This window comes from Desulfobulbus alkaliphilus, assembly GCF_016918545.1.
Taxonomy (GTDB): Bacteria; Desulfobacterota; Desulfobulbia; order Desulfobulbales; family Desulfobulbaceae; genus Desulfobulbus; species Desulfobulbus alkaliphilus.
The window spans coordinates 104,329-124,141 of the sequence record NZ_JAFFQC010000008.1 but is presented as its reverse complement, the minus strand read 5'-3'; the positions used below and the strand labels follow the sequence as shown (position 1 = coordinate 124,141).

Annotated in this window: 16 protein-coding genes and 1 tRNA gene; 3 read left to right on the top strand and 14 right to left on the bottom strand. The window is 53.5% G+C overall.

Features of this window, described 5'->3' with window-relative positions; all coding sequences use genetic code 11:
• Positions 1 to 38: 38 nt before the first annotated feature.
• The 9 genes from JWG43_RS06285 to JWG43_RS06250 form a co-directional block, all read right to left on the bottom strand.
• Positions 39 to 3,137 (bottom strand): DUF1156 domain-containing protein, encoded by a 3,099-nt coding sequence (locus JWG43_RS06285; protein WP_205241967.1) that lies wholly within the window; start codon positions 3,135 to 3,137, stop codon positions 39 to 41.
• On the bottom strand, positions 3,112 to 3,657 hold the full coding sequence (locus JWG43_RS06280) for a hypothetical protein (protein WP_205241966.1): 546 nt from the start codon (positions 3,655 to 3,657) through the stop codon (positions 3,112 to 3,114). Before JWG43_RS06280 ends, JWG43_RS06285 begins: the two co-directional genes overlap by 26 nt.
• Complete coding sequence (locus tag JWG43_RS06275; protein WP_205241965.1) at positions 3,657 to 4,964, bottom strand: HD domain-containing protein; 1,308 nt, start codon at positions 4,962 to 4,964, stop codon at positions 3,657 to 3,659. The genes JWG43_RS06280 and JWG43_RS06275 overlap by 1 nt, the downstream gene beginning before the upstream one ends.
• The gene (locus JWG43_RS06270; protein WP_205241964.1) at positions 4,964 to 8,410 is read right to left on the bottom strand and encodes a helicase-related protein; all 3,447 of its coding nucleotides are present in this window, start codon (positions 8,408 to 8,410) and stop codon (positions 4,964 to 4,966) included. Before JWG43_RS06270 ends, JWG43_RS06275 begins: the two co-directional genes overlap by 1 nt.
• A gap of 69 nt (positions 8,411 to 8,479) precedes the next feature.
• Complete coding sequence (locus tag JWG43_RS06265; protein WP_205241963.1) at positions 8,480 to 8,707, bottom strand: helix-turn-helix domain-containing protein; 228 nt, start codon at positions 8,705 to 8,707, stop codon at positions 8,480 to 8,482.
• 162 nt (positions 8,708 to 8,869) lie between these two features.
• Positions 8,870 to 9,397, bottom strand: coding sequence for a gamma-glutamylcyclotransferase family protein (locus tag JWG43_RS06260; RefSeq protein ID WP_240193428.1), 528 nt, complete (start codon positions 9,395 to 9,397; stop codon positions 8,870 to 8,872).
• 125 nt (positions 9,398 to 9,522) lie between these two features.
• Entirely contained in the window at positions 9,523 to 9,957 is a 435-nt protein-coding gene (locus JWG43_RS19585) for a class II glutamine amidotransferase domain-containing protein (RefSeq protein ID WP_240193427.1), read from the bottom strand.
• 119 nt (positions 9,958 to 10,076) lie between these two features.
• Positions 10,077 to 10,640 (bottom strand): hypothetical protein, encoded by a 564-nt coding sequence (locus JWG43_RS19580; protein WP_240193426.1) that lies wholly within the window; start codon positions 10,638 to 10,640, stop codon positions 10,077 to 10,079.
• Between the two features lie 751 nt (positions 10,641 to 11,391).
• A complete protein-coding gene (locus JWG43_RS06250) occupies positions 11,392 to 11,535 on the bottom strand; it encodes a hypothetical protein (RefSeq protein ID WP_205241962.1) in 144 nt (47 codons plus the stop codon).
• 122 nt (positions 11,536 to 11,657) lie between these two features.
• On the opposite strand from JWG43_RS06250, the gene JWG43_RS06245 reads away from it, so the two are divergent.
• Positions 11,658 to 12,329, top strand: a complete 672-nt coding sequence (locus JWG43_RS06245) for a nucleotidyl transferase AbiEii/AbiGii toxin family protein (protein ID WP_205241961.1) — start codon at positions 11,658 to 11,660, stop codon at positions 12,327 to 12,329.
• Positions 12,330 to 12,340: 11 nt separating this feature from the next.
• On the top strand, positions 12,341 to 12,628 hold the full coding sequence (locus tag JWG43_RS06240) for a hypothetical protein (protein ID WP_205241960.1): 288 nt from the start codon (positions 12,341 to 12,343) through the stop codon (positions 12,626 to 12,628).
• 370 nt (positions 12,629 to 12,998) lie between these two features.
• Here JWG43_RS06240 and JWG43_RS06235 read toward each other — a convergent pair.
• The 3 genes from JWG43_RS06235 to JWG43_RS06225 form a co-directional block, all read right to left on the bottom strand.
• Positions 12,999 to 13,074, bottom strand: a tRNA-Asn gene (locus tag JWG43_RS06235).
• 109 nt (positions 13,075 to 13,183) lie between these two features.
• The gene (locus JWG43_RS06230; protein ID WP_205241959.1) at positions 13,184 to 14,989 is read right to left on the bottom strand and encodes a sensor histidine kinase; all 1,806 of its coding nucleotides are present in this window, start codon (positions 14,987 to 14,989) and stop codon (positions 13,184 to 13,186) included.
• Positions 14,990 to 15,111: 122 nt separating this feature from the next.
• Positions 15,112 to 15,807, bottom strand: a complete 696-nt coding sequence (locus tag JWG43_RS06225) for a response regulator (RefSeq protein ID WP_205241958.1) — start codon at positions 15,805 to 15,807, stop codon at positions 15,112 to 15,114.
• Between the two features lie 265 nt (positions 15,808 to 16,072).
• On the opposite strand from JWG43_RS06225, the gene phoU reads away from it, so the two are divergent.
• Positions 16,073 to 16,744: a phosphate signaling complex protein PhoU gene (gene phoU / locus JWG43_RS06220; RefSeq protein ID WP_205241957.1), complete on the top strand. Its 672-nt coding sequence runs from the start codon at positions 16,073 to 16,075 to the stop codon at positions 16,742 to 16,744.
• A gap of 206 nt (positions 16,745 to 16,950) precedes the next feature.
• On the opposite strand, the gene JWG43_RS06215 is transcribed toward phoU, so the two are convergent.
• Positions 16,951 to 18,081 (bottom strand): 6-phosphofructokinase, encoded by a 1,131-nt coding sequence (locus tag JWG43_RS06215; protein ID WP_205241956.1) that lies wholly within the window; start codon positions 18,079 to 18,081, stop codon positions 16,951 to 16,953.
• Between the two features lie 67 nt (positions 18,082 to 18,148).
• Positions 18,149 to 18,982 carry a nitroreductase family protein gene (locus JWG43_RS06210; protein ID WP_205241955.1) on the bottom strand — a complete coding sequence of 278 codons (834 nt, stop codon included), beginning with the start codon at positions 18,980 to 18,982 and terminating at the stop codon, positions 18,149 to 18,151.
• Positions 18,983 to 19,813: the final 831 nt, after the last annotated feature.

Genomic DNA, 19,813 nt, shown 5'->3' with positions numbered 1-19,813 from the left:
CCTTTATCATCGGTTGATGATCGGTCGATTCATTCATATCAGAATCCCAATCCCTTTTTCCGTGCCAGCACGCCGTCGACCCAGCGTTTTTCGTTGGTGTGGGACGGGTAGAGAGCCGAGAGCGCCTGGGCGAGCGTCCAAAACTGCGGATTAGCGCCGATGCCGTCATCCACCAAAAAACGCTTGAGAGCCGCGCCTCGACCCGCCGTGAATAGCAGCATCGCCTGGTGTAACTGATCCAGTGCGGTTTTGCCCGCCGGAGGCCGCTCGAGTTCAGCCCGTTCCGCCGCAGATTCTTCCTCGTCGGGCACTCCCAGGAGTGAGAACAGGTCTTGCTGCATCGGCCCCACCTTTTTTTTGCTGCGTTTGGCTGTCGTGCGGACATCCTCTTTGCCGAAGAGATAGTGCGCCCGCGACTCTGCGGACAGCAGCATGGCCTTATCCCCCTTAACCTCGACCAAGTGGGTCAGATTCTCCAGATGACAGCCCAGTCCTTGGGCAATCTTGCGGGCCGCATCGTATTCGAGGGTATAGCCCGGCAGGCTAGTGGCCTTCTCTTCGTCCTCGCCATTGCCATTTGCGTCGGTGCGCAAGGTCCATAGCCACATGGCCGTCAATCGGGCGTCCTCCTCAAAGCCGCTGACGTCAGCGTCTTCAAAGATCATGTTGAGGGCCTGCCGCGCCACCTCGGCCCAGACTTGTTCCAGATATTCGCGCAACGGCACGACCTCGCCACTGGCTTTTTCAACTGACGAATAACGAGAGAAGATTTCTAAAGCAGGTCCTATGCAGGCAAAGATAGCGTCAGCCCCCACCACACCTTCAGATGCCAGACGTGGCAACCAGGCTGCAATGCGCCCCGGCAATTCCGAAAGCACATCCCGCCAGTCGCCAATCCGTTCGATTACGTTGCCGTCCTCGTCTTCGCGAGGGCGGCAGACGAGGTGGACGGAAGATGCGAGAGACGCGGTGTCCATAGCATTCATACGGCTACCCATTTCAGTGTCGATGGGCCACGAGCCGGTAATTGTCCATCCAGCCTCGACCATTGCCTGCATTTGGGCTTCCCAACCGAGAGTGGATTTGTGGGCAAACACGATGGTTCCAATGCCAGATGGTTTTAAAATGCGGCGGCCCTCCGCCATGGCTTTGTTCATCTTCTCTTCAAAGGATTCTCGCTCTATAATGTTACCAGGGTGCCATACAATGGCTTGTTCTTTCTTGGGAGTCAAATTCTGGTTATTCAACGCCACAATACAGCGTTTTTGCCAAACATAGAAAAAATCAGAAAGTTCTGCATAAGGAATCGCATCATAATAAGGAGGGTCAGTGAAGAAAGCCCCTGCAGAGTCATCAGGCAGTGGGTTATCCAACGCATTACATGTTTCAACATCACCAGGTTTATCCAAGCAAAGAATGGATTTAAAAACGATAGCCAATAGTGGAAGAAGATTCTCAATGCTACCAACAGAACTCCCTACAATGTTTGATTCTGCGAAATCCCAAGTCATAGGGAGGGCTTGGCGCCCGAAAGAAGCTTGTATTTTCGGGCCGTTAGCATTCCAGCGACACAGCGCAGAATTGTGTTCTGCAGCGCGTCCAAAAAAACATGTTAGTAAAGCCTTTGTCGCTTCATCCTCTATCTGTTTCACCAGTCCAACCAATGTTGTCAACGCCAGCAATTGCCGACGGGTGAAGAGATCCCCCCAATGGTTCATGCCGTAAATTTGGACACTCGACACAGCTCTATGCCCACTTTGTGATGGCGTTCGTTCCTCCGGCACCAGAGTGAGTTCGCCGGAATGCGCCTCTTTTCGACGTTCAAGCTCTTCTGCGGCCTTGCAGAAAGCTTCAAGATCGCGTTCGGTCGACAATCGGTAAAACCGCCCTTTTTGTTTTGGCCGGGTAGTGACCACGGCGAACATGCGGGCGTCGTTCGCGCCGCCTTTCCGTGGTTTGAGTTGGGCGCGGACCGATTTGACGGGTGTGGTAAACCCGCAGCAGGGACAGGTGGCCGAACCTCGGGCCACCGTACCATCGAATTTAGGGGACTCGCACGGAGCCACAGAGCCACGGAGCGTTTTTTGAGCGGTGTTCTCCGTGTCTCCGTGGCTCCGTGCGAGATTTCCACCTTCCTGGTAAACCCATTTCCCGTTCTCTTTCCGGATGATGACAAAATCGCAGCGTTTCTCATCGGGCCTCGGCACAATTTGCACAGCAACCGACCTGGCCCCCTTCTTCGCCAGCCAGAGGGAACGCATCAGCGGCACTTCCGCACCACAGCCGGGGCCTTCGCAGGTAATCGTCCGTGCCCAGAGATAGGCAATCGGCGTCGCGCCATCTTCGTCCTTCGGATAGCATTCGGCCAGTTCCTCCTCTGCCTTTTCTTTGATCCACTTGCCCCACTTTTCGACTTCGTTAGCCAGTCGCTGGCCGTACTTGGGGATATATTCAAGTACGACTTTATTAAGCAAAACCGCCACGGGATTCAGGTCGCTGGCAAAGGCATCAGCTCCGCAGCGCAAACCTTCAAGGGGAATCGCGCCACCTCCGGCAAACGGATCGACGAGCAACGGTCGAGGCGCATCCCTGATGGCGTCATTGAGACTTTCAATACTTATGGATTCGGGAAGGGAAAAGGTATCCGAATTTTCCAGAGCGTCATGCGCCGCAACAGTCAGGGTCCGGGCAACGGCCAGGTATTCGGCGCTGGTCGAGTTATCCCAGTCGGCAAAGTCGGCAATGAAATCAAGCAACGCCTTGCGCAACTCCATCCCATCATCCAGGCAGCCTGGTGTCCTGGCGATCTTGTTGAACCGCGGATAGCTGTCGGCACTGCATTTTTGCAGGTATCTTTCGCCCCAGTAATGCATCAACCGCTTGGCTGTTTCGACAAACCGTGGCGGACAGATGTCATCGGCCGGATCGGGCCACAATGATGCACACACCACAGCCCGGCACGCCGCCAACGGCCGCCTCGCCCACCAGATATGGAGTGTCGAAATGTGGCCATGGCGAATCGACTTTTCCCGCCGAGAATGTACCGAAATCCGTTTGATCGGCATATCCACTTCTATTAGTCTTTTGGGATAATCGGTCATCGAGTCAGCCTTAATTTTGAATTCTTTGCGCTTCAAATTTAATCTGATCAAACTCTTTTACCGCTTCTATCGCCTGGTCTAATGATAAATGCGGTTTTAGGTGATGAATCTTCTCGGCACGATTTGACACGTCTACGATACTATTTTCATTTAGCGTGACATACATTGCCGTGGCAATCCGTTCCAATTCCGCCACATTTTTTTCGGCGAGTTTTTTCGCAACAAAGTCAACCGCGCCCTTGTATTTTCTATTTGTTTTTGGAAATTTTTCTCGGAAACGTTTACCTGTCGGTTCTATCGTGATTGTCGGTCCATAAGGGCTTTTTGGAACGGGCCTGATGAGAAAGTCCGCTTCCATTTGCGCAAGGGTGTCACTCAAATCGAAGGAATACGGGCCGTGTTTGTATAAGATAAAATTGAAGCTCAGAGGCACCTCCAAGAGTTCCTGCAAAAAATAGGATATCTTTTGCATGTGCGTTTCACCGCACCAACTACCCCTATCCCTGAGGGCCTCAATAAGCGATATAAGTACGCTATCTCTTTGAAGTCTTTTCATTATTCGTTCTCCTCTCCTGGAGTTGAAATTATAAATTCACGGCTCCCGTCAAGCCACTTTCTGGCATTGTCAAGTTGTCCGGGTTCGATAAAAACATATCCAACATCTGCGGGGGGAATCCGACTCAACATTTCCGATACCATTGTCGATGAAACAATTCGATCATCCTTGGTGAGAACTGGAAAATCATAGCCTTTTCTCTTTGCCGGTATGATATCCAAACGTACATTCTCATGCCCAAACTTTTCGACAGCTTTTTCAAAGATGGCTTCGGTAGCGTTTGGATTTTTCTTGATGTCTTCCGGATTGCGTTCATAGAGCAGTTTGAAATGTCTCCGGTCTGCTATCCGCCGTGCATAAGAATGCCCCTTGATTTTATCACTTCTGGATGCTTTCAGGATTCCCGTCATTATTTCATTGTCTGTGAATTCGGTGAGTTTATTCGCTTTAGCTGGAAATCTCCCGTTCTTAAGCCACTGCTTGAGAAAATCCATAAGGTGGATGTCATAGATACGTCTGACCGGGTGGAAATATATTTGGGTAAACATAAAATACCTGGCCAGCAGCAAAGCCTCCGCACCATGTATGCCGCCGATTTCAACACCGAGTTTCGGTTCAACGGAACCGTCTTGCTTAACCGGCAAAATAGACAGGGTATCTATCAACCGATGATGATCAAAACGGCCGTAGGCCACTCCTGTATGCAACGAATCCCTCAATAGGTAATCCATACGGTCCACGCCAAAAGCATCGCCCGTGATGACTTCCGCCAGAATGGTCTCCCAATCCGTAAAGGAGGTTTCCGGCAAGTCCTTTGGGCCAACAGCCAATTTTGCCACATGCTCAGCCTTCACATGCAAATCGTCCCATAAAGGGGCCATATCGTTATCAACGATCATTTCGCAGGTGAAATGCTCATGATTTACGCCATCCGGCAACAAATCTTTCTCCGCTGCGTGGGAAAAGGGCAAATGTCCGATATCGTGACATAGCGCAGCCATTCGAAGAACGCGGCGCCAGTACTCCATGTCAAAGTGCTCCCCAATCTGGAGAATACTGCGAACATCCTCGCGGAGCCTGTCTTGCCGAGTGATTACATCATAAACTTGGGTTGCCAGTTCCATAACGCCCAGCGAATGTTCAAACCGCTTATGTGTCGCTCCCGGATACACCAAAAATGTTGTCGCCAGTTGGTGTATATGTCTCAATCGCTGAAGTGGTTTGGAATCCAGAACCTTTCGCTCTGCTGTGCTCAAACGGACGAAAACATGAACAGGGTCGCGAATTTCATGAGTCTGCTTTGCCATTACTCTTCTCCCTGCAGAATCGCCTGCGGCCCCACATGGTAATGCTCGATCCTGACGATTGGTTTCCATCCGAGCCTGGTGGGATTGCGAACGATGTGCAATTCCGGATTAGTGGCACAGTTGAAGACGACGTAGAGCCAGAAATCACCCTTGAGCCGTTTGGCGGTCTGAAATTCATTGGTCGTAAGAGCCACCTCGCCGATGTGGGAACGGCCTTTGACTTCGATGAATCGAACTTCAACAGAGGTCTGCGGGTCTTCGGAATGGGGCCGGCGCGAGATGAGGTCGAAGCCACGATTCTCACTTTCAACGCTCTGCACCTTCCATCCACGGGCCTCTTCGTGGGCAATGACAGTTTCCACAGCAATACGCTCGATTTCTGGATCGCTTACCATGGGCTTTATGTCAGGAGCCTCACGGTCCGGGTGCGGCAATACCCAAGCGGAGGCGAAATGGTGAATGTTACTGATGGTACATTCACGCTCCTTAAGCAGCTCGGCCCGACGAGTTTCGAGACGATTATTCAGTTCATCGAGACGGTCCTCAGTCATCTTGAGACGCCCCTCAAGGCCGATTTCATTGGTGCCCGCCTCTTTCTGGTTCATCAGTTCGGCGAATTGGCATTGAACCTTGTCTATGACCGCGTTGAGACTGATTTCCATATGTTCGGAAATCCTACGCGTTTCCTGCTCCCGGCGACCTATTTCCGCTTTCAGTAATGGCTGCAGCGCTTGTTCATGGAGAGCAATTTCCAGAGCGGTAGCGTCGGGCTGTGTCAACCCCGCCGGTATTTCGGTGCCTTTGGGCGCAAGGGACAGGTCGAGGAAAATGGTAGGTTGCTTGACCATCATACGACCGTTGACGTCAGTCTGTACGACAAACAGTCGCTTGTGAAGCACATTGGCCCGCCCATCCCGCACCTCCGCTGAGAAAACGTCCAGATGCGCGGGGTTTGATGCGTGCAAATCGTAGAATACAGCGCCGCGTGAATGGCAATCTCTCACATCGCGCTCAATAAAAACGCGGATGCACTCAAACAATGGATGGCCGGGTGTCACCCACTCGAGGGTTGGATCTTCCTGAAGCTCCTCTTTGTCAAAGACCATGTGCTTGTATTCTCTGCCCAGGCGGCCGAATTGTGGCTCGAGTTCATTGGCAAGCGGCATCAGATTGCGGGGCAAACGCCCGATACGGTAAACGTGCCGGTTCTGCTGCTGTGCTTTGGGTGAAACGCCGGCCAGCGGTGCGGCTCCAAGAAAAAAACCCTCCATAACCTCCGGCACAAGACGGCGCTCTTTGGCCTCTTCGGACTTTCCGACAATGGCCGATAGGTTCAGGCTTCGTTTGGCCAGTCCCTCCAGCGTGGATTCCGTGATCTCGCGCAGGCGTTCGGTATCCACCTGTTCAATGATGCGTGATTTAATGAGTTCCTCGGTCATCTGGTTGTGCGCATACATGTCCCGGAGCATCCGCTCGATTTGGTTGGCAGGAAAGACGTCGCCAAGGACATTGAAGACCTTTCCTGTGCGGTTCGGGTCCAGATCGGCTTCGATCTTATCAATCCGCTCAAAGAGCTTTTCGAAAACCCGGCCTTCACGGGTGTTCGTCGCCACGAAGTTTTGGATATAGCAGTCCTTTTCCTGACCGTAGCGATGGATACGCCCCATACGCTGCTCGAGTCGATTCGGGTTCCACGGGATGTCGTAGTTGATCATGTACCAGCAGAACTGAAGGTTGATGCCCTCACCGGCAGCCTCTGTGGCCACGAGAATCTGGCAATCCTCCCTGAACTCTCGTTCTGCATAGATACGGGTCCCAGGGGTGTTCCGGTCGCCGATCTTCATACCACCATGGATTTGCGTGGCGTTGAATCCCCATTCTCGTAACTTCCCGAGAGGACGCCCATCGTGGCCGTCGGCCACGAGATAGTCCAGTGTGTCTTTATGTTCGGTAAATATGAGCAGCTTCATTCGAGGGTCATCAAAGAAATTCTCGTCGGTCAGGAAGGATTTCAGGCGAACGAGTTTTGACTCCACTTCCCGTTTTTCCAGCGCACGCGCCTTCTCGACCAGGTTTTCGAGTTCGACGATATCATCGCGAAGGGCTTGGGGGTCGATGGAAATGACGGCTGCTTCGGCGGCTTCCAGAACGGATTGCTGCATGTCCTCGGGCAGATCTTCGAAATCGTCCGGTATTTTCTTATCAATTTGTTTTTGCCGGTATTCTTCAGGATTCTCAAGAATCCAGCGACGCTTCTGTATCATTCGTTCCAAGGTGCGCCGGACGGCATAAATGCTCGACGCGAAACGCCTCTGAAGCATGGCCATTGTAAATCCGACAGCCCTGGCTGCCGCCGTGTTCTGTTCCGACGCACGAATGGACTGGTCTTCAACATATTGGGTTAACGCATCGTAGAAATCCAGCTCTGCGTCGTCTATTTCGAATCCGGCAGTGTGGACAATCCGCTTGGTGAACAGGCTCTTTGATTTTCCAGTTTTTTGATCAGGGAAAGTGACCAGCGCTTCCTTGACGCGGCGCAAATAAAACGGCGCCTCATTACGTTCCATAGCGAGGTGTAGGCTCTTTACGTCGGCATATACATCAGGATCGAGCAGCCGCAGGAATAATGAGAAGTTCTTGGGATCGCCTTTGTGCGGTGTGGCAGTCATTAAGAGATAATGGTCCGTCATGCGCGACAACGACTCCCCCAATTGATATGCCAGCGTCTTTTTTTCCTCCCCATAGGCACTCATTTTGTGTGCTTCATCGACAATCACTAGATCCCAGTGGCTGCGCATCAGACTGTCTTTTGCATCCTCAATGCGGGAAATCCAGGAAACGGAGGTAATCACCTGGTCTATATCCTGCCAGGGATTTGCGCCATAATTGGCCCGAAGCAAGTCGCTTCGGATCACTGTGAAGTCCTCACGGAAACGATCTTTGAGTTCACGCTGCCACTGAAAGGAAAGATTGGCGGGGGTGACGATCAGCACACGGCGAATCAGGCCACGGACTTTCAATTCTTTGACAAGTAATCCTGCCATGATGGTTTTTCCGGCACCGGGATCATCGGCGAGCAGAAACCGGATACGCGGGAGTTTGAGAAAGTAATCATAAACGGCTTCAAGCTGGTGCGGTAAGGGGTCTACGCGAGCGATGGAAAGACTGAAGTAGGGGTCATACTCATATGCCAGGCCTAAACGAATAGATTCAATCCCAAGCCGGAAACGCTCCGAATCGCCATCGTATGGCTTTGAATCCGGCGAAACTTCGAGTGTCGCTATCTGTTCCGGGGAAAGAACGGGCTGATGAACTTTGCCTGAATCCAGCCCTTCCGCGATAACTTTAACCGAGATTCCCATTGGAACAACGGCAATGATTTTCACGGGTTCAGGGAACACCGGCCCGTATGCGATGGCATTTGGTTTGAGTTGTTCAAGATTCATGTCTTACCATGTCCCTTTTCGGTGGTCATACTCGCTTGTTGCCTTGTATCTGTTCACGCTGATTCTCCATTAATTTCCCGTGGAGTCCTTCTGCCGGCCAGAACTTGAGCCCGCCATGTTTGCCCCGCCAGCTTCGACCCACGCGTCAACCTGATCTCTCTTGAATTTCCAGAGACGACCCATACGATGAGCAGGCATGTTATGCTTATCGATCCACCGGTACACGGTGTCGCTGCTGACCCCAAGGTACTTGCCAATTTCATCTACTGATAACCAACGGTCTTCAATCTCGGCCATCTTTTATGCTCCTCATGGGGGATTTGGTTAATAGTCACCTTCGCCATAGACGAAAACCGGGGTAGCTGGGCACAGCTACCCCAATCTAAACCTTCCGCTAATATACATGGGCAAATACTCGCTGTCAATTGTTTTTGTCTGTATAGGCATGCACAGGCAGGCTTAAATACGCTCCCGCCGACCTTCGGAGATCCTTTTGCATTGAGTTCGGCATTCCATAATGTAGATCCAAACAGGCATGACATTGATATGATCTTGCGTTACAATCGCCACAAGCACTCGCTGGTACATGCTGTGTCCGCCAGGGCGAAACCCCTCCAGGCGGTCGATAGGCGGCAGATCATTCAGCGGGTCGGTGAATGTGACCAACTCACCGTGAACCAGATCCCAATCACCATCCGGACGGCTACAGATTTGGAAACGTATGTTGGCTTGGATTTGGGTGTCCAACAAAGGATCTTTCGTTCCATGTGCCAGAATAATGCTTTCCGGAACCACCAAGGCTGGATATCCGGCGGAGAGATGATAGAGCCTACCCCAGGCCATGGCCGGTTCGATTTTCTTTGCGCTAGCACAGAAACGGTCATGATTCCAGAACCCGCGCTTCAGGGTTCCGTAAACGAATAATCTCAGCATTCCCTGTGTGTTCTCCTTCAAGGGTTCATCGGGGTTCATTGCATGCTCTGTCATGGTGCTTTCCCCCTCTTTTCCTGGACGATGAACTCGAGAGTCTCCCTCGAGAACTCCGTGAGAACCTCGTGCCGGAACACAATCATGCTCATGGAGCGAACAGACAGCTCCCGCCAGCCGCGCTCTTAGGCCAGGACCGCATCCAGAAAGGCCGGATCGGAGGCGTAGAGCACTGCCCGATGCTTTCGGTGGGTGCGGAGCTCGAGCGGCTTGTTCCCCTTGAGCACGAGGATGGTTTCAGGATCGAGCCGGGTTGCGAGCACCGCTGTCATCTGGCCCCGGCAGCGACGAAGCCGTTCTTTGAACCACTCGATATCCATCCGGCCGCTCCGTGCGGCCCTGGCCGCCAGGCGGAAAAGCAGCTCGCTGTCCACCTCGGCGAAGCGCCTCAGTTTGAAACGGAGGAACAGATAGTCGGCATTGTAGATGGTGCCGTTGTGGATGCCGATGACGTCCCCGGCCCGGATCGGGTGGTTGTTGCGATTGACCTGTTCATCCCCTCGGGTCCGCCGGCGGGTGTGGCCGAGCAGAACCGTTGTGCGGTTGTCGATACCGGCCATGACCTCGTGGAATGCCTTGTCGGTGACGAACTGACACCGGCGGAAACCGGTCTTTTGAAGAGGCGATGCTCGCCGTCCCGATTGAGCCAGGCCACCCCGGTTGCGTGCGGACCCCGGCTTTAGCTCAAAACCAGCAGCCGAGTGAACAGCCAGTCCAGGTGCTCCCGTTCCTCGACCCGTCGCCGTTTCTTGCCCAGTCGCCAGTTCAACCCGTCGTCCGAGTAACCCAGACCGAGACTGTCGTTGCCGCCGGTCGAGGCGATGAAGAGCATGGCGTAGCGCCAGGTGAAAAGCTTGCCGGGGGCGGAGGACGGCTCCGGGTTGTACCAGAGGAACGAGGGCCCGTAGTGGCCTCGGTTCCAGACCGGTTCGCTTCCCTCGGTGACAAGGTCTCCCGTGCAGGCGGTGTCTTCGGTGAACGCCGAGGCATCGACCTGGGGATTGCAGATCGCGGTGCGCAGACCGGCCATGGCATAGGGCTGTTTTGGAACGTTCTGGTCCCAGTAGAGAATCCGCAAACGATCCGAAGTTTTCAGGGCGCAGACGACATGGTAGCCGCCCGCCGCGATGCCTGTGATCTCTTTTTCGTTGTCCCAGTTGATGCCGTCGTCGGATTTTCTTCTGTTCTTAACATTGTAGGTGCGGCATTCTTGCTTCGTAGCGGGGGAGAACTCTCTCTCCATGTTTCTTAACGGAAAGGGGGGGTGTCGGTGGGCGGATTACTTGATTCTTGACACGCGCACGCGAAACTCATAATTTAAGATGGTTTATGTGTAATATTATCAAGTAGCCAGGCCGAGTGAAGGTTTGGCGGGACGAAGGTTTTTTCTTGACAATATTACTTGAAACCCATACCATTGTTATGGGTAACATGTAACAATGTCAAAGATACCGATAATGAAACATGACGGGTTTTTCCGAAAGCATCCGGTTTTTACCGGAAAAGAACTGAGTGACCATTTATCGTCCCTGGGCGAAGTCGGCGGGCGAGCGCAGGAGGCACTTCTGGCTTATCACCGGAAGGTTGGTCGGGTTATCCCGGTGCGACGAGGGTTGTATGCCGTTATCCCCCCGGGAGCCGACCCAGATTCATATCCGGTCGACCCGTTCCTTGTGGCCGCAAAGTTGACGCCGGAAGCAATTCTGTCGCACCACACCGCGCTTGAATTCCATGGAAAGGCTTACTCGGTTCATACACACCTCACCTACTCGGCATCTCGTCCGCTCGGACCTTTGACATTTCGTAGGCACGTTTTCCGGGGAACGAGGTTTCGTCAAGCGCTTCTCCGTATTGGGAAAGAACATTTCGGCGTTTCGACTTCGGAACGATCTGGGCAGAAATTGAAGGTTGCGTCACTGGAACGGACCTTGGTCGATGTGCTTGATCGTCCAGATCTCTCAGGAAGCTGGGAGGAAATATGGCGGTCGCTGGAGTCAGTCGAATTTTTCGACCTTGATAAGGTCGTGGAGTACGCGCTTCTTCTCGGAAATGCGACCACCGGGGCGAAGGTGGGGTTCTTTCTCGATCAGCACCGCCAAACCTTGATGGTCGAGGACCACCATCTCAATTTGCTTCACGACATGCGCCCAAGGCAGCCTCATTACCTGAACCGTTCGAAGCGGAAATCCGGTCGATTCGTATCGGAATGGAACTTGGTAATACCACGGGAAGTTCTCGAACGATCCTGGGGGGAGGTGCTATGAAGATCTCCCCTGAGAAGCTTGCAGCCGAAGCGGAGGCGACAGGCTTCAGACCGGATGTGCTCGAAAAAGTCGCTCAGCTGTTGGGGCTGCTGGATGCTTTGCGGAGTCACCCATTCCTGAAAGGGAAATTGGCACTCAAGGGCGGAACGGCCTTGAACCTCTTCGTTTTCGATGTACCCAGACTCTCCGTCGACATCGATCTGAACTATGTGGGTGCCGAAGATCGAGAAGGCATGCTCGCTGACCGCCCCAAGGTCGAGCAGGCCGTTCAAGCGGTTTTTGCCCGGGAGGGGTTTACGGTCAGGCGTATGCCTGAAGAACACGCCGGAGGCAAGTGGTCGTTGCGGTATGAAAACGGTCCCGGACGGGTCGGTAACCTCGAAGTCGATCTGAATTTCATGTTCCGTGTCCCGTTGTGGCCGGTGACGATCAGGGACTCTCATTCCGTCGGGACTTGGCGGGCTACGGAAATTCCCGTGTTGGAGCACCACGAACTGGCAGCCGGGAAATTGGCGGCGCTGCTTGCACGCAGACAAGCGCGGGACCTGTTCGACAGTCACCGGATTCTCCAAATGGGCAACCTCGATTCTCGCCGCCTTCGAATCGGATTCGTGGTCTACGGCGCTATGATCAGGAAAGACTGGAGGACGTTTCCGCGAAAGATGTAGAATTCGACGCCATGGAACTGGCCAGGCAGTTGATTCCTACGCTACGCGTCAATTCGCCGGAACTCCAGGTGGAATCAACTGAATACGGTGCGCGACTGGTGAAAGAATGTCGAGATGGTTTGTCGGCGGTGCTGCCCTTTTCAAGAGCTGAGCGGGAATTCTTGGACCTGCTACTCGACCGGGGGAAGATTGACGCGACGCTTTTGACATCTGATACAGCCCTGCAGAAACTTATCCAAGGCCAGCCGCTTCTCGAATGGAAGGCGCTTAACGTAAAACGCCACAAAGGACTGGACTGAACAATTCCTTCGACTCTTTATGATAAAGGCTTTGTCCATGGAAACAGGCTCACGGCAACGTTACAACCGCTTCAAGCAACCTCAAATCACGCATACCCTGGTGCAACCGGCCTGTTAAACAAGGAATTTTGAAAAACGGAGAATCAGAAAATTCCGCGTTCGTTTCGAGGTTCGAAGGCGAATTTCAGGTTAAATATCCGACGCTGGACATGAAACGGACGGTTTGGCGGAGAATGGAGAAAGAAGTTGGGAATGTCGGTGCTGGCGTAACTTTATGAAATCAATGTCATAACAACAACGAAGCCCCGCATCATCGATGCGGGGCTCTATGCGTTAAGCAACCGGTTAGGAAAAGGGTTGCATTCGTGGTTGGCTCCTCGGGACGGATTCGAACCGCCGACAGGGTGGTTAACAGCCACCTGCTCTACCGGCTGAGCTACCGAGGAATAGGGCACGAAGGACGGGATGCGGGTGAAACTTGTCCGCAGTCGCTTTGAGAATGGCTAATTAGCACAGAGAAAACGGGTCGTCAAGAGAAAGTTTCCAGGGTGTCGCTTATCGGTCCGCCATCGGCAGGGTAATGGTGAAGGTCGAGCCACTGCCGAGGGTGCTTTCGACCTCCACGGACCCTTTGTGGGCCTGGGCAATGTGTTTGACAATAGCCAGGCCCAGGCCGGTCCCGCCCTGATCGCGGCCCCGCGCCTTGTCACATCGATAGAAGCGTTCGAACAAACGGGGGAGATGCTCCTTGGCAATGCCGGGACCGTTGTCAAGGACGCTGAGATGAATAAACTCTTCATTCTGCATGGTGCGGCTGCTGCAACAACGCAGCGAGACCCGCGAATCAACTGAACTGTACGCGATGGCATTTTCGAGCAGGTTGATTATTGCCTGTTCGAGGAGGGGTTGATTGATGGGCGCTGTCAGATGTTCGTCGCAATCGATCTGAACTTCAATGTTCTTTTTTTCGGCATGACCGGCGCAGACCTGAACAGCATTTTCCAGGACCGGAGCGATCCGATTCATGGTCAGGGTGATAGTATGCTTGTTGTTGGCATCTTCAATACGGGACAGGGTGAGCAGATCATCGACAATTGCATCGAGCCGGTTGGACTGGCGGGCGATGATGTCGAGAAAGCGGCGGGCATTGTCATGATCCTCCAGGGCTCCATCCAGCAAGGTCTCAACATACCCCTTGATAGCGGTGATCGGGGTTTTCAGTTCATGGGAGACATTGGCGACAAAATCCTGGCGGATGTTTTCCAGGCGATTGAGTTTGGTCAGGTCGTTCATGACCAGTAAGACCCCAATGCTCCGGTTGTCCTCATCGCGGAGAGGGATGGCATGGGTCTGGAGAATGATAGGCTCGGTCCCGTTGAACAGCGTGATTTTCTGTTCATGCTCGGTTTCCTGCGCCAGGGTGAAATCGATCATCTCGAGAAGATAGGCATTGCGGATAATACCCTGAACCGGTTTGCCCTTGACCACTTCGGAGGGTAGGGCAAACAAGGCTGTGGCCGCCTGGTTCATCCGGATAATTTTCTTATCGGCGTCGATGGCCACCACGGAATCGGCCATGCTGGAAAAAACAGCCTCCAATTCATTGCGCTGCTGAATGATGATGCGGATGCGCCGGTTGATCTGTTCCGCCATCTGGTTGATGGAATCGGCCAGGCCGGCCATCTCAACGGACATGCGGTCGCTGCTGATTTTGACAAGCTGATCGATGCGGCCCTTGGTCAACTGTTCAGCGCCGGCTTTCATCTCTTCCAAAGGGCGACTGATTTTTCGAGCGCTATAGAGCGAGAGGAGTCCCGCGAGGCCGACCACGGCAAGGCCGATCCCGATCATCTTCATCCGCAGTGCGGACAGCATCTTGTCGGCAGCGGTGGCAGGAAGGGCCATTCGTAGTGCTCCCCGGTGGTCGGTATGGGGCAGGACAATGGGAATAGCCGTATAGAGCATCGGTTCTCCCAGGGTGGGACTGAGACGCAGGGAAAAGCCGGTTTCGCCGGCCAGGGCAGCGGCGACTTCCAATCGCGTGGCATGATTGTCCATCAAGGCAGGATTTTCATGGGAATCGGCCAGAACCAGGCCCTCGGCATCAATGAGGGTAATGCGGGTGGCGGCTCGTCGCCCGGTCTGACGGATAAACTGCTGCAGTTGTCCCATGTCACCGCTGCTGAGCGAGGTGATGGTCGGTTCCATGAGCAGGGCACGGTTCCGGAGGTCGGTTTTCAGATGATCGATATAGAATGCCTGGTTGGTGGTGGTGGCTAACCAGGCGGCGAGTACAAGGGAAAAAATCGTAATACCGACGCAGGTGGGAAAGATCTGCCAGAAAAGCCGAATATTGCGCATGGGATCAATGTAAAGGGGTTGTTGTTTGGGGTTGCGTCTTGGTCGGCAAGGGTGCGGGCCGGATTCGCGGAGCGGGCCGGGCGATGGCCCTGAATCCGTGACGGCTGGACGCTTGTTTTGGATTACTCTCGAATCCGGTAGCCGATGCCTCGCACGGTCTCGATGCAGGATCCGCAGGAGCCGAGTTTTTTCCGCAGTCCGAAAATCTGCACATCCACCGCCCGCGGAGTGATACTGTAGTCGTACCCCCGCACCTGGTCGATGATCTGTTGCCTGGAAAAGACCCAGCCAGGTCTGTTGGCAAGCAGTTCAAGAATAGTGAATTCCGAAGCGGTGAGATGGACTTCTTCACCGTTGACCCGTACTTCATGACGGCCGGGATGGATTTCCATTCCGTGCCGGATGATCACCCCGGCGGCATCGTCAATGTCAGACTGCTGCTCCGGGGTACGGCGCAGGGCGGCTTCGAGTCTGGCAATCAGTACCCGGGGGCTGAAAGGTTTGGTAACGTAATCATCGGCGCCGCATTCCAGGCCGGACACGATATCATCTTCCTCGCTTTTCGCAGTGAGCATGATGATGGGGATGGCTCGGGTCGATTCCTGATTGCGCACCGCCCGGCAGACTTCATTCCCGTCTTTACCCGGCAGCATCAGGTCAAGGACCATGGCGTCAAACAATTCCCGACCGAGCAACTGCAGCGCCTCTTCGCCAGTGTCGGCACAGGTGACATTGAAACCTGACTTGATCAGGTTGTAACTGACAAGCTGTTGGATGTCGGTATCGTCCTCGACAACCAGAATGCTTGGTTTTTTCACGCTATTGTCCCCCGGTAATGATTTTTTACTGCTTTATTTTTATGCAGCGCCACCGGTGATGCAATAAAAAAAAGCCGATTAACACTATCCTAACTCATTTATAACCAAGGAGTAATCAACGCCTTGTATTTTGTCCGTTTGTAGATTATGCCATGCCCGGATCGCCTCGCATTGCTTGAACCAATCAAGATCCCATCACAGCAGCCTGATTCTCTGCAGATGGTGTGCTGGTGAACGGTTCTTTTAAATAAACCGGAGGATTTCTGTGAGTAAACATATGTTTTTTCACCGTGAGATTGATCAGCTCAAGGATATGGTCATCACCTTGGGGACCCTGGTGGAAGACCGTCTACGACGCGCCTGCGCCATTCTCGAGACCCAGGACGAGGAGGAATCCCGCAAGATTATGACCTCGGACTGGGAGGTCGACGACATGGAGATCCGAGTCGAGGAGGAATGCCTGAAGATACTTGCTTTGCACCAGCCGGTGGCCCGAGACCTCAGGCTGATTGTTGCGGTGATCAAAATCAACAGTGAACTTGAGCGGATAGCGGATATTGCCGTCAATCTGGCCAAGCGGATCCTGACCATCAGTGAGAAGAAAACGAGCGATTTTGTTTATGTACTTGATTATCAGCCCATGGCAGCCAAGATTATGGAGATGGTGAAAACATGCCTGGATGCGCTGGTGACCGAGGATGCCGCCCTGGCTCGTCAGATTTTTCTTATGGACGACGAAGTCAATCGTGCCCGCGATCAGGCCTATAAAACCGTGATCGAGGAGATTGGTCGCCAGCCGGCCGATGCCGCCTGCCTGGTGAATCTTTACCTGATCGCCCGCCACCTGGAGCGGATTGGTGATCGGGCCACGAATATCGCCGAAGAGATTATCTATCTGGTGGAAGGGGAAATCGTGCGAAGCAGCGAAGATCCTTGACACTGACCTGGGTTTGTGAGCGTTTGGACGGGTGCCCCGAAGGGCGGCTGGTGCAGGTTGTTGTCAAGGGTTGCTTTACATTTATAACCTTATTATAGTAAGATGTGTGCAGAACAAGCGTCCAGTCGCCACGGATTCAGGACTGAGCGACAGGAATGAATTCGCCGGGCCGATTTCCTTTATTTTCGGGCGGGGGTGTGCTGAAGTCAAAAAATGTGATTCCCCAGACAGGTCCCGGTTTCCAGGGCCGCCCGAATCCAGGGATGGTTCAGGGGGACGACCTTGCGTTTGCCGACAACCTGATCCAGCGGCACCAGGGCGGTGGTTTCTCCTTTCACCGCCACCATGCAGCCAAATTGCCGCTCATTGATGGCCGCGGCACAGGCTGATCCAAGGCGGGTTGCCAGGATCCGGTCGGCGGCCGTTGGAGTCCCGCCCCTCTGCAGGTGACCCAGGATGGTCAGGCGGCTTTCCAGGCCAGTGAGGACTTCCAGTTGACGGGACAGGTGCAGCGTATTGTTGTTCTGCTGGGCCTTGAAGGCCTCCAGGGCAGCCGTTGTTTTTTTCTGCTGTTTGCTGTCCCCGGCCGCCTGTTTTTTTTTCTGCAATGCAGCCAGTTTTCGGGTGTCCTCGATGGAAATGGCTCCTTCGGAGACTGCGACGATGCTGAAGTTTTTGCCCCGGTGTCTTCGTCTGCGGATAGCATCGGCTACCTGTTTGATATCGTAGGGGATTTCGGGAATAAGGATGACATCGGCCCCACTGGCCATGCCGGCACCGAGACCAAGCCAGCCGGTGTTGTGGCCCATAATTTCAACGACAATGATCCGGTGGTGGCTGTGGGCGGTGGAATGGAGCCGATCTATGGCATCGGTGGCAATCGACAGCGCTGTATCAAAGCCGAAGGTGATGTCGGTCATGGCGACATCGTTGTCTATGGTTTTCGGCAAGGTCATGATATGCATACCGGCCTGGGCGAGTCGGTGAGCGTTTTTCTGGGTGCCGCCACCACCGATGCAGATCAAGGCCTCCAGGTTGTGGCGGCGGTAATTGTCCAGCATGACCTCGGTCATGTCCTGCACCCTGGAGCCGACCGGCATTTTGTGGGGCTTGTCACGGCTGGTGCCGAGAATGGTGCCGCCCAGGGTGAGTATGCCGGAAAGGATCTCACCTTCGAGCAGGACAGTGCGGTTTTCCATGAGGCCACGAAAACCATCCCGAAAACCAATAACCTGCATGTTATACGCGTTGAGGGCACTTTTACCGATGGCCCGTATGGCTGCATTGAGTCCGGGGCTGTCGCCTCCCGCGGTGAGGATGCCGATGCATCTTGCCATGTCTTCTCCTTTACCTGAATCCTTGACGGCTGGATCTTGTTTTGGATATGTGTCAGCTCTCAACCCTTTAAGGATCGAGCCGAACCCGGTTGATGGCTGCAGAGTCCCGCTGCACAGTGCGATAATAGGTGACCGCAGGACGACCGAACAGCATGGCATAGCCCTTGATATGATCGTCGGGGATCCCCAGGCGGGCATACATATCATCTGGAATCACTGAAAAAGCCCATTTCACCATGGCATTCCACAGCGTGCCGATTCCCATGCTTGCGGCCAGCAGTTCAAAATAACTCATGGTAATGATGATATCCGCATCGGGCGTGGAATTCGTTGCCGGAACAGAAACAATCAGCAGGTGGGGTGCGTCCCGGAAAATAATGTCCCGGCCGTTATCCCAGGCCGACACTACATGGCGGAAATAACTCAAACCCTCAGAAAGTCTCTTCTCGATCACTGCCTGCCGGAGCCCTTCCAGTGTTTCTCTTCTCAGCTGAGCCATGGTGGCCTGATTTTCAATCACCGTGAACAGGCACCCGCGAATGTTTTTACCGGTGGGGGCATTGACTGCGGTGCGCAGCATGGTTTCGATCACCTCGGTTTCAAGGGGTTCCGGCCGATAGTGGCGTACGGAACGGCGTCCCTTGATCAAGGCGGTCATTTGCCGCGGTTCGGGAAGACTCCGCGGCAGGGGCATTGATTGGTTGGGGTCGCAGCCGAAAATCGACAAGGCGCCAGTGGGGCAGACTGCCAGGCAGTGCTGACAATGGATGCAGTGATGGACCCGTTGCGGCAACAGTTCTGGATACTCAGGGTTCAGGGCGATGATATGAAAAGGACAGTCGTCCACACAAGCTCCGCACTGGATACAGAGATCATGGTCGATGAAAAGTTGCGGTTCCATATATGCCTCCGGAGTCTTCCCGATCTCAGCAGACCGGCTGTTGGTATGTTCCCTGGTTGTGTGGAGAACATTGTTTTCGATAGTTGGCGGCCTTTGCTGAGACCTGTCTGGACAGGTAAATACTCAGCCATTCGTCAGCCCTGTTCATGGATCCGTGAGCGTTCCTCGGTGCTTCAGCTTTATTATCTCTGACCCTTGGATTAAACTACACGTTATCGGACGGTCATAGGCAATAAAGATGGCGTGTGGATGAGTGCCCCGCAGGGTGACTGGTGAAAGTTATTGTCAAGGATTCAGCTACAATTATAATATGATTACAATAAGATATGTCCAAAACAAGCGACCAGCCGTCACGGATTCAGGAAACTGACAGGGGAAGCGAAAGAGGCGTGTGCACAAAGATAATGGGCCCGATTGCGACAATCGGGCCCGTGATGGGTACTTTATGGGACAGACTATTTTTTGACCGGGACCCTTTACTTCTCTTCATTAACATATTTAAAGAAAATGGGAAAGGCCACGAAAAAGGCGACACAGATTAAATATTCGACCCCTTTGATATGTGAGGAATAATCAACCAGGGTGTGCAGTGGTCCTGGATCCGTGAGCGTTCGTCCGTGCGTCAGCTTTATTGTCTGTGGCCGTTCGATTAAAGTGAGCTTTATCGGACGGTTACGGGCAATAAAGTTGGCGTGCGGACGGACGCCCCGAAGGGCGGCGGGTGAAAGTACTTTTTTAAGGATTCTGCAGAAATTATAATATAATTACAGCAAGATATACCCAAAAAAGAGTCCAGCCGTCAAGGATTCAGGGTGGTTTCATCATGCCGGT

Coding starts and splice junctions, on each gene's coding strand:
- JWG43_RS06240 (WP_205241960.1), top strand. CDS start 12,341: ATGGAACTGGCCAGGCAGTTGATTCCTACGCTACGCGTCAATTCGCCG.
- JWG43_RS06270 (WP_205241964.1), bottom strand. CDS start 8,410: ATGAATCTTGAACAACTCAAACCAAATGCCATCGCATACGGGCCGGTG.
- JWG43_RS06215 (WP_205241956.1), bottom strand. CDS start 18,081: ATGGCAAGATGCATCGGCATCCTCACCGCGGGAGGCGACAGCCCCGGA.
- JWG43_RS19585 (WP_240193427.1), bottom strand. CDS start 9,957: ATGGCCGGTATCGACAACCGCACAACGGTTCTGCTCGGCCACACCCGC.
- JWG43_RS06275 (WP_205241965.1), bottom strand. CDS start 4,964: ATGGCAAAGCAGACTCATGAAATTCGCGACCCTGTTCATGTTTTCGTC.
- JWG43_RS06210 (WP_205241955.1), bottom strand. CDS start 18,982: ATGGAACCGCAACTTTTCATCGACCATGATCTCTGTATCCAGTGCGGA.
- JWG43_RS06280 (WP_205241966.1), bottom strand. CDS start 3,657: ATGAAAAGACTTCAAAGAGATAGCGTACTTATATCGCTTATTGAGGCC.
- JWG43_RS06245 (WP_205241961.1), top strand. CDS start 11,658: ATGAAGATCTCCCCTGAGAAGCTTGCAGCCGAAGCGGAGGCGACAGGC.
- JWG43_RS06260 (WP_240193428.1), bottom strand. CDS start 9,397: ATGACAGAGCATGCAATGAACCCCGATGAACCCTTGAAGGAGAACACA.
- JWG43_RS19580 (WP_240193426.1), bottom strand. CDS start 10,640: ATGGAGAGAGAGTTCTCCCCCGCTACGAAGCAAGAATGCCGCACCTAC.
- JWG43_RS06230 (WP_205241959.1), bottom strand. CDS start 14,989: ATGCGCAATATTCGGCTTTTCTGGCAGATCTTTCCCACCTGCGTCGGT.
- JWG43_RS06265 (WP_205241963.1), bottom strand. CDS start 8,707: ATGGCCGAGATTGAAGACCGTTGGTTATCAGTAGATGAAATTGGCAAG.